This window comes from Flavobacterium sp. (assembly GCF_030146175.1).
Taxonomy (GTDB): Bacteria; Bacteroidota; Bacteroidia; order Flavobacteriales; family Flavobacteriaceae; genus Flavobacterium.
Window position 1 is genome coordinate 33,638 of record NZ_JASLCE010000008.1, and the last position, 13,453, is coordinate 47,090.

At 39.1% G+C, this 13,453-nt stretch carries 14 protein-coding genes; 11 read left to right on the plus strand and 3 right to left on the minus strand.

All coding sequences use genetic code 11. The features are described from left to right. The first annotated feature begins 197 nt into the window (after positions 1-197). Positions 198-1,211, plus strand: a complete 1,014-nt coding sequence (locus tag Q1R07_RS00735; RefSeq protein WP_300484968.1) for a WYL domain-containing protein — start codon at positions 198-200, stop codon at positions 1,209-1,211. Between the two features lie 49 nt (positions 1,212-1,260). Here the strand turns inward: Q1R07_RS00735 and Q1R07_RS00740 are convergent, their stop codons facing one another. From Q1R07_RS00740 to Q1R07_RS00750, 3 genes are all read right to left on the minus strand, one after another. Next, positions 1,261-2,565 carry a dihydrolipoamide acetyltransferase family protein gene (locus Q1R07_RS00740; RefSeq protein WP_300484970.1) on the minus strand — a complete coding sequence of 435 codons (1,305 nt, stop codon included), beginning with the start codon at positions 2,563-2,565 and terminating at the stop codon, positions 1,261-1,263. 83 nt (positions 2,566-2,648) lie between these two features. Beyond that, positions 2,649-3,812 carry a glycosyltransferase family 2 protein gene (locus tag Q1R07_RS00745; RefSeq protein ID WP_300484972.1) on the minus strand — a complete coding sequence of 388 codons (1,164 nt, stop codon included), beginning with the start codon at positions 3,810-3,812 and terminating at the stop codon, positions 2,649-2,651. Between the two features lie 60 nt (positions 3,813-3,872). Then, the gene (locus Q1R07_RS00750; RefSeq protein WP_300484973.1) at positions 3,873-4,274 is read right to left on the minus strand and encodes a hypothetical protein; all 402 of its coding nucleotides are present in this window, start codon (positions 4,272-4,274) and stop codon (positions 3,873-3,875) included. Positions 4,275-4,389: 115 nt separating this feature from the next. Between Q1R07_RS00750 and Q1R07_RS00755 the strand changes: the two genes are divergently transcribed. The 10 genes from Q1R07_RS00755 (at position 4,390) to Q1R07_RS00800 (ending at position 13,375) form a co-directional block, all read left to right on the plus strand. After that, the gene (locus Q1R07_RS00755; RefSeq protein WP_300484975.1) at positions 4,390-6,243 is read left to right on the plus strand and encodes an ABC-F family ATP-binding cassette domain-containing protein; all 1,854 of its coding nucleotides are present in this window, start codon (positions 4,390-4,392) and stop codon (positions 6,241-6,243) included. Between the two features lie 53 nt (positions 6,244-6,296). Beyond that, positions 6,297-6,995 (plus strand): NUDIX domain-containing protein, encoded by a 699-nt coding sequence (locus Q1R07_RS00760; protein ID WP_300484977.1) that lies wholly within the window; start codon positions 6,297-6,299, stop codon positions 6,993-6,995. A 125-nt stretch (positions 6,996-7,120) separates the two neighbouring features. Beyond that, positions 7,121-7,963: a ribose-phosphate diphosphokinase gene (gene prs, locus Q1R07_RS00765; RefSeq protein ID WP_300484979.1), complete on the plus strand. Its 843-nt coding sequence runs from the start codon at positions 7,121-7,123 to the stop codon at positions 7,961-7,963. A 2-nt stretch (positions 7,964-7,965) separates the two neighbouring features. Further along, complete coding sequence (locus tag Q1R07_RS00770; protein WP_300484981.1) at positions 7,966-8,508, plus strand: RNA 2'-phosphotransferase; 543 nt, start codon at positions 7,966-7,968, stop codon at positions 8,506-8,508. Then, positions 8,505-9,239, plus strand: a complete 735-nt coding sequence (locus Q1R07_RS00775) for a metallophosphoesterase (protein ID WP_300484982.1) — start codon at positions 8,505-8,507, stop codon at positions 9,237-9,239. Before Q1R07_RS00770 ends, Q1R07_RS00775 begins: the two co-directional genes overlap by 4 nt. A gap of 34 nt (positions 9,240-9,273) precedes the next feature. Then, complete coding sequence (locus Q1R07_RS00780; RefSeq protein ID WP_300484984.1) at positions 9,274-10,725, plus strand: nicotinate phosphoribosyltransferase; 1,452 nt, start codon at positions 9,274-9,276, stop codon at positions 10,723-10,725. A gap of 71 nt (positions 10,726-10,796) precedes the next feature. Beyond that, on the plus strand, positions 10,797-11,576 hold the full coding sequence (locus Q1R07_RS00785; protein ID WP_300484986.1) for a class I SAM-dependent methyltransferase: 780 nt from the start codon (positions 10,797-10,799) through the stop codon (positions 11,574-11,576). Positions 11,577-11,677: 101 nt separating this feature from the next. Next, positions 11,678-12,367 (plus strand): ABC transporter ATP-binding protein, encoded by a 690-nt coding sequence (locus Q1R07_RS00790; RefSeq protein WP_300484989.1) that lies wholly within the window; start codon positions 11,678-11,680, stop codon positions 12,365-12,367. Positions 12,368-12,410: 43 nt separating this feature from the next. Continuing rightward, the gene (locus Q1R07_RS00795) at positions 12,411-12,983 is read left to right on the plus strand and encodes a cob(I)yrinic acid a,c-diamide adenosyltransferase (RefSeq protein WP_300484991.1); all 573 of its coding nucleotides are present in this window, start codon (positions 12,411-12,413) and stop codon (positions 12,981-12,983) included. A 170-nt stretch (positions 12,984-13,153) separates the two neighbouring features. Then, positions 13,154-13,375, plus strand: a complete 222-nt coding sequence (locus Q1R07_RS00800) for a DUF2795 domain-containing protein (protein WP_002986941.1) — start codon at positions 13,154-13,156, stop codon at positions 13,373-13,375. The last annotated feature ends 78 nt before the right edge of the window (positions 13,376-13,453 follow it).

The window sequence follows — 13,453 nt, forward strand, 5'->3', positions numbered from 1 at the left end:
AAATACGCAGTAAAAATATTTTTACAAATTATTTTACAAACAGCTTATTTTAAAACAATTAAACACTAAAAAAAGTAACATTTAACATCAAAAATAAAACACTACGCAAATAGATTGCGTAACAAATAGTATCTTTGCTTTACAATCGTAAGCTAATCCGGTCATTATTTGATCTTATCCTTAATTTCTAATTAAAAATGGCAACAAATAAACTCGCTTTAATCCGCTATAAAACCATCGATAATTGTTTACGCAACCGATTTCGGAAATGGACTTTAGACGATCTGATCGAAAAAGTAGCCGATGCCCTATACGAATATGAAGGAATCAGTACCGGTATTAGCAAAAGAACCATTCAGGGGGATATTCAGATGATGCGTAGCGACCGTTTGGGCTACAATGCACCTATTATAGTAACCGATCGGAAATTTTATTCGTATGAAGACGAGCAATACAGCATTACCAACTCACCGATTAATGATGCGGATATGGATAAAATGAAAGAAATTGTTGCCCTGCTAAAACAATTTAACGGGTTTAACTATTTTGACGAAATGAGTGGAATGATTGCCCGCCTGGAGAACAACCTATACAAGTCGTCCGGCAAAACAAAGAATTACATCCAATTTGAGAGCAATACCCAACTAAAAGGAATTGAACATCTAACACCTTTATATCAGGCTATTCTAAATCAGACGCCATTATTAATTGAATACCGCTCATTTAGAGCTAAAGAATCCCGACAGGATATTTACCATCCGTATCTTTTAAAAGAATACCGGAACCGGTGGTTTTTAATTACCAAACCCAAAAAAGGAACCACGTTAGTTACACTGGCACTGGATCGTATCGAGGCTTTTTATACCTTATCCAAAGATTTATACATCCCTTATGAAGGCGTTGATTTTGAACGCTATTTTGAAGACGCTATCGGTGTAACCAAAACCCGGAAAGACAGGGCGCATCGGGTAATTTTACAATTTGATCCTTACAATGGACCTTATGTAAAAACCAAACCGCTGCATTCTTCACAGCAAATCCTTAGTGAAGACGAAAAAGGATTATTAATCCGTATTGATGTTGTTCTGAATTTTGAATTGGAACGGGAAATATTAGGTTTCGGAGAAAACGTAAAAGTACTGGCACCAAAAATGCTGGCACGAACAATCAAACGCCGACTGGAAAAAGCCAACCTACGCTACGAGCCATAAAAAAAGCCCCGAAACTAAATTTCGGGGCTTTCTAATATAATCGTTTTTATTAAATATCTCTGTTGATATCCCATGCTTCCAGGTAATCGGCAACGCGTTTTACGAAGCTTCCACCTAAGGCACCATCTACTACACGGTGGTCATAACTGTGTGACAAGAACATTTTCTGACGGATTCCGATAAAATCACCTGCCGGAGTTTCGATAACCGCCGGTACTTTTCGGATCGCACCTAATGCTAAGATACCTACTTGCGGCTGGTTGATAATTGGTGTTCCGAAAACACTTCCAAAAGTTCCCACATTCGTTACTGTATAAGTTCCGCCTTGTGTATCGTCTGGTTTTAATTTACCTGCTTTTGCACGGTTTCCTAGATCGTTTACCGCCTTCGCCATTCCAACCAGATTTAACTGATCGGCATTTTTGATAACCGGAACAATAAGGTTCCCATTTGGTAAGGCTGCTGCCATACCCAGGTTAATATTTTTCTTTTTGATGATATAGTCACCCTCTACCGAAATGTTCATTCCCGGGAAGTCACGTAACGCTTTTGCTACCGCTTCCATAAAGATTGGTGTAAACGTTAATTTTTCACCTTCACGTTTTTCGAAAGCATTTTTAACTTTATCTCTCCATTTTACGATATTGGTTACATCCACTTCGATAAACGATTGTACGTGAGCCGAAGTTTGTTTGGATTGTACCATATAACCGGAGATCAGTTTACGCATTCTGTCCATTTCTACGATTTCATCACCACCGTTTACAGAAACCGGAACTGCTTTTGTTGCCGTTGCTACCGGTTGCGGAGCCGCTGCTTTAGGCGCTTCTACCGCTGCAGGAGCCGCTACTGGCTGACTACCTCTATTTTTAACATATTCCAGGATATCGTTTTTCGTAACGCGTCCGTCTTTTCCGGTACCGTTAATTGCTTCCAATTCAGCAACCGATACTCCTTCTTCTTTAGCGATATTTTTCACTAATGGCGAGAAAAATTTATCCGATCCGGAAAAATCAGCAGGAGCCGAAACTGCAGCCGCTACTTCCACGGTTTTCGCTACTTCTGCCACAACAGCAGGAGCCGCTTCCGCTTTTGGAGCTGCTACCGCACCACCTTCAGTCTCGATAATGGCTATTGTCTGACCAACTTTTACCACATCGTCTACATTAAAAAGGATTTCCGTTAATGTACCGGAAACCTCCGATGGTACTTCACTATCTACCTTATCGGTAGCGATTTCCAAAACCGCTTCATCCGCTTCGATAGTCTCACCTACGTTTTTCAACCAGTTGGTTATCGTTGCCTCAGCAACACTTTCTCCCATTTTGGGCAGTTTTAATTCAAACCTTGCCATATCTTTAAACTAAAGTTGTTTTTCTTTATTCGCTTTGCAAAATTAGTATTTATTTCGATTTATTATTCCACAAAACGCAATTATTATTTAATTTTTACGACCTCACCGCGATCGTTACTACTATCACTTCCGATCCAGAACGCACTACCTTCCGGGATGATTCTATAGCGAAACTTCGCCGCTTTATTACGCTCTAAAAAAGCAATGATTTCACGGAAACTAAAACTATTATTATCCAACAGGACTTCAATTTGTTCCCCTTTTAAATCCGATTGCGAAAATAACGCATTTTCATTAATATCTTTATTCCAATAAAGCTTTTTTTGCAACTGCTTTGCTAATTTTTCTTTTACTTCCACATCGTTGGAAAACAAACAATAGGCTTCCGTTTCAATCGGTTTTTTAGCACCGGTCTGCTTTTTCTTAAACAATGCAAAAGCAAAAGTTCCGATTTCCATAAATACCGTAAAGAAAAACGAGACTTTAAAATGTTTCCGATAAAAAAACTGCATCGCTTCCCGGAAACGCTTCATATAGGTTCCGTCTTTTACGGTGCTTTCTCCTTTATAATGGATCACCGTCGTTTCGTGAAAATAATAGTTGGATTTTCCTGTTTTCAGTACCAGATACGACAAATCGATATCATCGGAATACATAAAACAATTTTCATCAAATCCGCCAACTTCGAGATAAAGTTCGCGTTTCAGCACCATAAAAGCCCCTACAAGAATTGCCACCTTTCCGGTCTGATTTTCATTCAGATCCTGTGCATAATATTGATTGAATAATCCTGTTTTCGGAAAAAATTTATACAGACTTGTAATTTTAGTAAAAGCCACCCAGGGTGTTGGCACGCCTCTTTTGGATTCCGGCAGAAAATTTCCGGTACCATCGATCAATTTACAACCGATAATCCCCGAATCGGTTTGTTTTTGTGCAAAAGCAATCACCTTTTCAAACGTATCTTCGGCCACTACCGTATCCGGATTCAGAATACAAACATAGTCGCCTTTTGCCTGAGCGACACCTATATTATTCCCTTTCGGAAATCCCAGATTCTCCTGATTTGCAATAAGCTTCACCTCCGGAAAACGTTCGCGCATCATCGCACAACTATCATCTGCGGAAGCGTTATCCACAACAATAATCTCAGCGTCAATATTTTGCAATGCCTTTTGCACACTCAAAACGCATTGTTCCAAAAAATAGCGAACGTTGTAATTCAGAATAATAACCGATAACTGCATGCTACAAATATAAACAGTAAAAGTTCAAAATGACAGGAGATGTTTACCTTGGAATATTTTTTAACGTTTGCGTACGGCCACTCCATAAAAAACCTCAGAGGAATATGCCTCCGGTTTTACATCGGTAAACAGCAACCCCTTTTCCCTGGTTTGGTATACTTTTTTAATTCCGATAATCGCATCGGCACACTTACTTTGCGCGCCTTTTTTCAATTTAATGATCAATTCTTTCTGTGATGTATCTATAGCCCCTTCTACCTGAATAAGTCCGATTTTAACATAATCAAAATCGATTTTTTCACCCTCGAAAAACAAATCCACCTGTTCCGGCGGTGTAGCACAGGCCTCTATTGTCTCTGTTAATGGCGTAAATGTCTCATGTATATGGGTACCATAGCTACACGAATGTAGTAGTAACGATCCGCTTACGATCGTAAAAATCTTTATCAGTCTTAGCTTCATTATTCTCTTTCTTTAAAACGAGCCCAAAAGTAGCCCTTTTCTTATTTTATCATTCTAAAAATTTTCTCAAAACGAAAATTATAAATAAAGCTTACTTTTGCAAAAAAGTAACGTTGTGAATTACCTATCAGTAGAAAATATTTCCAAGTCGTTTGGAGAACGTGTTTTATTTGAAAACCTTTCCTTTGGAATCAACAAAGACCAGAAAATTGCTTTTGTGGCCAAAAACGGAACCGGAAAGACTTCGATCTTAAAAATCATTACCGGTGAAGACACGCCCGACAGCGGTCAGATTGTAATGCGAAAAGAAATCAAAATGGCTTTCTTATCGCAGGAACCGAGTTTACAACAGGAACTAACGATCGAAGAAAGCATTTTCGCTTCCGACAATGAAATACTAAAGGTAATCGAGCAATACGAAAAGGCACTTGAAAATCCGGAAGACGAAGAAGCCTATCAGAAAGCTTTCGAAAAAATGGAGTTGCACAATGCCTGGGATTTTGAAACCCAGTATAAGCAAATTCTGTTTAAGCTAAAACTGGAGGATCTCAAACTTAAAGTCAAAAACCTTTCCGGAGGACAGAAAAAACGTCTGGCTTTGGCCATTATTCTGATCAATAAACCTGATTTATTAATTCTGGATGAGCCAACCAACCATTTGGATCTGGAAATGATTGAATGGCTTGAAAATTATTTTGCAAAAGAAAACATAACCCTGTTTATGGTAACGCACGACCGTTTCTTTTTGGAACGCGTTTGTAACGAAATCATCGAACTCGACAACGGAAAACTATACCAATACAAAGGTAATTATTCGTATTATCTGGCTAAAAAAGAGGAACGTATTGCCTCCGAAAATGCCAGTATTGACAAAGCTCAGAATCTTTTTGTAAAAGAACTCGACTGGATGCGTCGCCAGCCAAAAGCCCGTACTACTAAATCCAAATCGAGGATCGATGACTTTTACGTGATCAAAGAAAAAGCCCAAAGTCGCCGTAAGGAAAACCAGGTCGAACTGGAAATCAATATGGAACGTATGGGAAGTAAGATTATCGAACTCCATAAGGTTTACAAAAAATTCAACGATCGCGTCATCCTCGACGGTTTTGACTATACGTTTAACCGCGGAGAACGAATTGGAATTATCGGAAAAAACGGAACCGGTAAATCGACTTTTTTAAATATATTAACCCAAACCATCCAACCGGACAACGGGAAAGTGGTTATTGGCGAAACGATAAAAGTGGGCTATTACACCCAAAGCGGTATCAATCCGAAACCGGAACAAAAAGTTATCGACATCATTAAAGAATACGGCGAATACATTCCACTAACGAAAGGACGTACCATTTCGGCCGGTCAATTACTGGAACGTTTCCTGTTTGACCGTAAAAAACAACACGATTATGTTGAAAAACTAAGTGGTGGCGAACTAAAACGTCTGTATTTATGTACCGTTTTAATTCAAAACCCAAACTTCCTGATTCTGGATGAGCCTACGAATGATTTGGATATCGTAACCTTAAACGTACTCGAAAACTTCCTGTTGGATTATCCGGGCTGTTTACTGGTGGTTTCGCACGACCGTTACTTTATGGATAAAATCGTGGATCACTTGTTTGTATTCCGTGGTCAGGGTGTGATCGAAGATTTCCCTGGAAATTATTCTGATTTCCGATCGTACGAAGATAGTGCCGAACCCGAAAAAGAAGAAGCCAAAGAAAAAGTCAACTGGAAACAAAACCAGGTAAAACAAGGTCTTACGTTTAACGAACAAAAAGAATTTCAGAAAGTAGAACGCGAAATCAAAGATCTGGAATTCAAAAAAGCTGAGATTGAAAAACTCTTTTCCGATGGTAAAGTAGCCGATGATGCTATTTCCGCAAAAGCCAACGAATTACAGCAAATCATCACGCAATTGGAGGAAAAAGAAGAACGCTGGTTTGAACTGAGTGCTAAAATGGAATAAAACTTAAGATTCACATAAATAGCCTATTTTTACATAATTACTAAAAGAACAAAATGTCAATTATTCAAAATATAAAAATTGCAGTGGATGCCATTGTGTTTGGTTATGAGAAAAACCAGCTTTTTGTTCTTTTGGTCAAACAAAAATTTGGCGATACCAAAAACTTATGGTGTTTACCAGGAGGCTTTGTTTTAAACAACGAATCTCTTACCGCTGCTGTAACCCGTGAACTGAGGGAAGAAACCGGAATTACCGTAAACTATCTGGAACAACTTTATACGTTTGGCGACAAAATTGATCGTGACCCACGATTTCGTGTGGTTTCTGTTGCTTATTTTGCTTTGGTCGATCCTTCCAAACTGACCTTAACAACCATTACCAATACCGATGCAGAAAAGGCCAAATGGTTTCCGATTGATAAACTTCCGGATCTGGCCTATGATCATCGTGAAATTATCGACACCGCTTTTGCCCGTTTAAAAAACAAACTTACCTATCAGCCTATAGGATTTGACCTATTGGGAACCGAATTTCTTTTTTCCGAATTGGAAAATCTATACACTACCCTACTCGAAAAAAACATCGATCGTCGTAATTTTCGAAAAAAAATACTGGGATTTGGTATCATTGACGAAACCGATAAAATTATTTCGGTAAAAAGTGGCCGTCCGGCTAAACTTTTTAAATTCAATGAAAAAAAATACCGTGAGCTGGAATTAAATGGATTTCATTTCGAAATAAAATTCAACTAAAACACTAATTACAAAGCAAATAACCCATTAAAAAGAATAATACATTATTAATTTGCGTATTTTTTACACATATTTCTTTTTCAGATCAGAATTTTACTTTAACTTTGCGTAAAAATAACACAAATATGACAACACTTAATCTAACACCGGACTTTACCCCATACGGAACAGCAAACGCACTACTGTATCAATCGTTTGTTTTTTCCGGTGGTGAACCGCATATAAAAATTAATCCAGACTTTGATCCCAATCAAATGATCACCATAACACAACGCATCAATTCTTTTAACGACCTTGGACTGTTTTGTATTGCTGTAGATGCCTTAAAGCGAATGGGCGTAAAAACAATCGAAGCCTTTATTCCGTATTTTCCGGCGGCTCGCCAGGATCGGGTTATGATTAAAGGGGAATCGCTTTCGGTAAAAGTATATGCAGATATCATCAACAATCTACAATTACAAAAGATTACCGTATTTGATCCGCATTCAGAAGTTACTCCTGCACTTTTAAACAATTGCGAAGTACTGGACAATCATGCCTTTATCAAAAAAGTAACCGAATATCTTAACACCGATCTAAAACTGATTTCTCCGGATGGCGGGGCATTAAAAAAAATCTATAAAGTTTCGGAGGCATTAGGCGGAATTGAAGTGGTGGAATGCTCCAAAAGCCGTGATGTCAAAACGGGCAAACTATCCGGTTTTAAAGTATACGATACCGACCTGGAAGGCAAAGATTGTCTGATCGTAGATGATATTTGCGACGGAGGTGGTACTTTTTTAGGTCTTGCGGAAGAACTAAAACAGAAAAATGCCGGTAATCTTTACCTTGCCATCAGTCATGGCATCTTTAATAAAGGATTTGACGGATTATCCGGTTACTTTACTAAAATATTTACGACCGATTCGTTTAAAGCTATCCATCACGAAAATGTCGTACAAATTAAATTAGAACATTTGGAACATTAATCATGACAGAAGAACATAAAAAAAGAATAAGCAAATTTTTAAGCTTATTATTACGCCACCAACCCGAAAAAATCGGATTACAACTGGATGAAAACGGTTGGGCAAACGTGGAGGAACTTATCGAAAAATCGGCGGCTAAAAATTACATTTTCACAAATGAAGAATTGGAAGAAATTGTCGCAACAAATGATAAAAAAAGATTTGCTTTTAATACTGATCAATCAAAAATAAGAGCCAGTCAGGGACATTCATTAGACATAGAACTAGCGTTGGAAACACAAATTCCTCCTGAATTTCTTTTCCACGGAACAGCCGAAAAATTTGAAAGAGCTATCCGTACAGAAGGTATAAAAAAAATGAATCGGCAGCATGTACATCTTAGTCAGAATCAGGAAACGGCACATAAAGTCGGTTCCCGACATGGCAAACCGGTTATTCTTACAATACTATCCGGACAAATGCACAATGAAGGTATCGCATTCTACCAATCTGAAAACGGTGTGTGGCTTACGGATTTTGTTGACCCGAAATATATTTCAAAATGACAACACGAACACTCGTTATAGGTGACATACACGGAGGTTTAAAAGGCCTTGAACAAGTTTTAGCCAAAACAGCACCGACTCAAAACGATACTTTTATCTTTTTAGGAGATCTTGTTGACGGCTGGAGTGATTCGGCTGCAACTGTTAGTTATCTTATACAATTTTCACAACAATACAACTGCATTTTTATAAAAGGGAATCATGATTTTTGGTGTGAAGAATGGCTTAAAACCGGGACAGTAAACAAAACCTGGCTTCAACACGGAGGTCAATCTACTTTTGATAGTTATGAAAAAGTAGATGAAACCACAAGAAATGAGCATCTTGTATTTTTTGACAACATGCACAATTATTATGTTGACAGTAAAAATCGTTTGTTTATACATGCTGGCTTTACCTCCATGCATGGACCGGAAAAAGAATTTCATACTTCCAATTACAACTGGGATCGAACTTTATGGGAAATGGCTTTAACCATGAACTACAGAGTTGTTGATAACATAAAAATATATCCTAAGCGATTGTTACTATTCCATGAGATTTTTATAGGTCATACTCCAACTTTGGTATACGATGTAACAACTCCAATGCAAGGTTGCAATGTATGGAATATCGATACCGGTGCCGCATTTACCGGAAGACTATCGGTAATGGATATCGCAACAAAAGAATATTGGCAAAGCGATAAACTAATCGATCTTTATCCAAATGAAAAAGGCAGAAATAAATAAAACAAAACCATTCACAATATAATACACTCACATTATGAACCCATTACTATTAACCGACGGCTATAAAGTAGACCACAGACGCCAGTATCCGGATCAGACAAGCCTGGTATATTCCAACTGGACACCCAGAAAAAGCAGAATCGAAGGTGTTAATGAAGTTGTATTTTTTGGTTTACAGTACTTTATAAAAAAATATATTATTGAAAGTTTTGAAAAGGACTTTTTTCAGCAGCCAAAAACGGAAGTGGTACAAAAATATGCCCGAAGAATCAATAATTATCTGGGTGAAAATCAGGTAGGCACCAAACATATTGAAGATTTACACGATCTGGGTTATATTCCAATGGTATTTAAAGCCCTTCCGGAAGGCAGTTCCGTACCGATCCGAATTCCGATGTTTACCATGTACAATACCTTACCGGAGTTTTTCTGGCTTACCAATTATTTCGAAACCCTGTTATCAGCTGTAATCTGGGTGCCGTGTACATCGGCCACAATAGCACGTCAGTACCGGAAAGTTTTAGATCGTTATGCTGCCGAAACATCATCCCTTCCGGAATTTGTCGACTGGCAGGCACATGATTTTTCGATGCGCGGAATGGCCGGAATAGAGGCCGCTACCCTTTCCGGTGCCGGTCATTTATTAAGCTTTACCGGAACCGATACCATCCCAGCAATAGAATTCCTGGAACAATACTACAATGCCAATTCCGATTCCGAACTTATTGGAGGTTCTGTTGCTGCAACCGAACACAGTGTAATGTGCATGGGAACCAATGAAGGTGAATTTGAAACTTTTAAAAGATTAACCACAGAAATATATCCAAAAGGTATTGTATCGATTGTATCTGACACCTGGGATTTATGGAAAGTACTAACTGATTACCTACCCCGATTAAAAGACAGTATTATCACCCGCGAAGGCAAAGTCGTAATTCGTCCTGATTCCGGTGATCCGGTAGCTATTATCTGCGGAAATAAAAATGGGAAAACATTGGAAGAACAAAAAGGAGTGATCGAAATTCTCTGGGATATTTTCGGCGGAACGGTGAATTCAAAAGGCTATAAAGAACTAATTCCGCAAATCGGTGCCATTTACGGAGACAGTATTACCGTAGCCAGAGCAACGGAAATCTGCGAACAATTAAAACAAAAGGGATTTGCTTCGACCAATGTCGTATTGGGAATCGGATCCTATACCTACCAATATAACACCCGCGACACTTTTGGCTTTGCCATGAAAGCGACCTATGGTGAGGTTAACGGTAACGGACGCGCCATTTACAAAGACCCGATTACAGACGACGGTACCAAAAAATCTGCCAGAGGACTGATACAGATTTACAAAGATCCGGACGGTCATTTCCAACTAAAAGACAATTGTACCTGGGAAGAAGAAACCAAAGGCGAACTAAAGGAAGTCTTCCGCGACGGTGTTTTAATAATTGACGATAGCTTACAGGAAATCCGAAGTCGAATAAAATAATCTTTAGAATACAACCAACAGCATCGATACACAAGCCGTACTGTGTATCTTTGCTGTTTAATTTTTAACCGATGTACCATCAAATAGCCGCCTATCTAAAATTCCTTTGGCATTCCAAAAACCAACATGGTGTACATTCGCCTTTTGTATTTAGTCTGGTTACCAAATGTTTTTACGATAAAAAAGGTAAGCCGGAATATACCACATTAGGAAATTACAGAAACGCACTTTTACAAAATAACACCACGATTTCGGTAACCGACTTTGGAGCCGGTTCCCGGGTTTTTAAATCCAACAACCGATCTGTTGCCCGTATTGCGAAAAATGCCGGGATTTCAAAAAAAAGAGCCCGTTTGTTGTTCCGATTAGTCCGTTATTTCCAACCGGAAAACATTTTAGAGATTGGTACCTCGCTCGGATTGGCCACCGCTTCGCTGGCTTCAGGAAACTCCAAAGCCAACATAACCACTATAGAAGGTTGTCCGGAAACGGCTCGTATCGCCCGCGAAAACATGACTACATTCGGTTATCACAACATCCATTCGGTTGTTTCCGAATTTCAGGCGTATCTGGATAATACTACCAATCGGAACACAACCTACGATCTGATTTATTTTGACGGCAACCATCAAAAAGAAGCCACGCTACGGTATTTCGACACCTTGCTTCCCACGATAACCAATGACACGCTTTGGATATTCGACGACATCCATTGGTCGGTCGATATGGAAGAAGCCTGGCAAAAAATCAAAGAACATCCGCAGGTAACCGTTACGATCGACACCTTTCAATGGGGATTTGTTTTTTTCCGACGCGAACAGGAAAAAGAACATTTCATCATACGCGTTTGATCATTTCCTGTAACATTTCTAAAGTTTAGTGCACTTATAGGGTATTAAAAAAACCTTTTTAGTATTTTTAAAAACGAAAATCAACCATCGATATAAAGGCAATGGCTAAACCAATCATAGAAATTAAAGAAATTACGAGAGACTTCCCTTTGGGTAACGAAACCGTATACGTATTAAAAGGAATCGATTTAACGATCAACAAAGGGGAATATGTAGCCTTAATGGGACCTTCCGGTTCCGGAAAATCCACCCTGATGAATATTTTAGGATGTCTGGACACACCTACTGCCGGCGATTATATCCTAAACGGAAAAGACGTTAGTAAAATGGGCGATGACGAACTGGCCGAAATCCGAAACAAAGAAATCGGATTCGTTTTCCAGACGTTTAACCTGTTACCGCGTACGACCGCATTAGACAATGTTGCCCTTCCTATGGTCTATGCCGGTTATTCCAAAAGTGAACGTATCGAACGGGCCACCGAAGTACTCAATCAGGTAGGTTTGGGCGATCGTATGGATCACAAACCAAACCAGCTATCGGGTGGACAACGTCAACGTGTAGCCGTAGCCCGTGCTCTGGTTAACCGTCCTTCGATTATTCTTGCCGATGAACCAACCGGTAACCTTGACAGTAAGACTTCCGTAGAAATCATGAATCTTTTTAATGAGATCCATGCCAATGGAAATACCGTTATTCTGGTAACGCACGAAGAAGATATCGCCGAACACGCACACCGTATCATTCGTTTACGCGATGGTGTTATCGAAAGCGACAATAGAAACAAATAACCCCAACCCTGCTTCACAACCGTGAGCAAAAAATTGCAATATCATGAAAGTATATACCAAAACCGGAGACAAAGGAACCACTGCCCTTTTTGGCGGAACCCGCGTACCGAAACACCATATCCGTATTGAAAGTTACGGAACCGTAGACGAATTAAACTCTCATATCGGACTAATCCGCGATCAGGAGATGAATACCTTATATAAAAACGTATTGATTGAAGTACAGGATCGGTTGTTTACATTAGGCGCTATCCTGGCCACGCCACCGGAAAAAGAAGTCCTAAAAAATGGTCAGCAGCGACTCAATATCAATCGGATTTCGCCGGAAGACATAGCGTATCTCGAAAATGAGATCGATCAGATGGATACGACTTTACCGCCAATGACACATTTCGTATTGCCCGGAGGTCACACTACCGTGTCATATTGTCATATTGCGCGCTGTGTTTGTCGTCGTGCGGAGCGTTTAGCGACACATTTACATGAACTGGAACCTGTCGATCCATTGGTTTTAACCTATTTGAACCGACTTTCTGACTACCTTTTTGTCTTGGCACGAAAGTTGTCATTTGACCTTCAAGCCGATGAAGTAAAGTGGATTCCACGGAAATCGTAAATCGGTCGTTTGAAATCTTACTAGCGAATAACTCCGGAAATCCGGCAAAAACAGCTTATTTGACCGGATTTCAGACACACGTTCTTAACTTTTTTTAAAATAAACAAAATTTTACTTGACTATTTCAGTAGAAAATTTATTTTTGCATAAAACTATAAATCGATAACAAGATGTATTGGACATTAGAATTAGCATCCTATTTGAGCGATGCGCCGTGGCCAGCCACAAAAGACGAACTTATCGACTACGCTATTAGAACTGGTGCGCCATTGGAAGTGGTAGAGAACCTGCAATCTATAGAAGACGAAGGAGAGATTTATGAATCCATGGAAGAGATTTGGCCCGATTATCCAACCGACGAAGATTATCTTTGGAACGAGGATGAATACTAAAAAATAAAAAGCAATGAAAAGTCTCCTTATGAGGCTTTTTTTTTGCTTAAATTTGCACACTTTTATTAGAAAACTAAA

Excerpts from the sequence above, each read along its gene's own strand:
- Q1R07_RS00735 (WP_300484968.1), top strand. The coding sequence starts at position 198 with ATGGCAACAAATAAACTCGCTTTAATCCGCTATAAAACCATCGATAAT.
- Q1R07_RS00740 (WP_300484970.1), bottom strand. The coding sequence starts at position 2,565 with ATGGCAAGGTTTGAATTAAAACTGCCCAAAATGGGAGAAAGTGTTGCT.
- Q1R07_RS00745 (WP_300484972.1), bottom strand. The coding sequence starts at position 3,812 with ATGCAGTTATCGGTTATTATTCTGAATTACAACGTTCGCTATTTTTTG.
- Q1R07_RS00750 (WP_300484973.1), bottom strand. The coding sequence starts at position 4,274 with ATGAAGCTAAGACTGATAAAGATTTTTACGATCGTAAGCGGATCGTTA.
- Q1R07_RS00760 (WP_300484977.1), top strand. The coding sequence starts at position 6,297 with ATGTCAATTATTCAAAATATAAAAATTGCAGTGGATGCCATTGTGTTT.
- prs (WP_300484979.1), top strand. The coding sequence starts at position 7,121 with ATGACAACACTTAATCTAACACCGGACTTTACCCCATACGGAACAGCA.
- Q1R07_RS00770 (WP_300484981.1), top strand. The coding sequence starts at position 7,966 with ATGACAGAAGAACATAAAAAAAGAATAAGCAAATTTTTAAGCTTATTA.
- Q1R07_RS00775 (WP_300484982.1), top strand. The coding sequence starts at position 8,505 with ATGACAACACGAACACTCGTTATAGGTGACATACACGGAGGTTTAAAA.
- Q1R07_RS00780 (WP_300484984.1), top strand. The coding sequence starts at position 9,274 with ATGAACCCATTACTATTAACCGACGGCTATAAAGTAGACCACAGACGC.
- Q1R07_RS00785 (WP_300484986.1), top strand. The coding sequence starts at position 10,797 with ATGTACCATCAAATAGCCGCCTATCTAAAATTCCTTTGGCATTCCAAA.
- Q1R07_RS00790 (WP_300484989.1), top strand. The coding sequence starts at position 11,678 with ATGGCTAAACCAATCATAGAAATTAAAGAAATTACGAGAGACTTCCCT.
- Q1R07_RS00795 (WP_300484991.1), top strand. The coding sequence starts at position 12,411 with ATGAAAGTATATACCAAAACCGGAGACAAAGGAACCACTGCCCTTTTT.
- Q1R07_RS00800 (WP_002986941.1), top strand. The coding sequence starts at position 13,154 with ATGTATTGGACATTAGAATTAGCATCCTATTTGAGCGATGCGCCGTGG.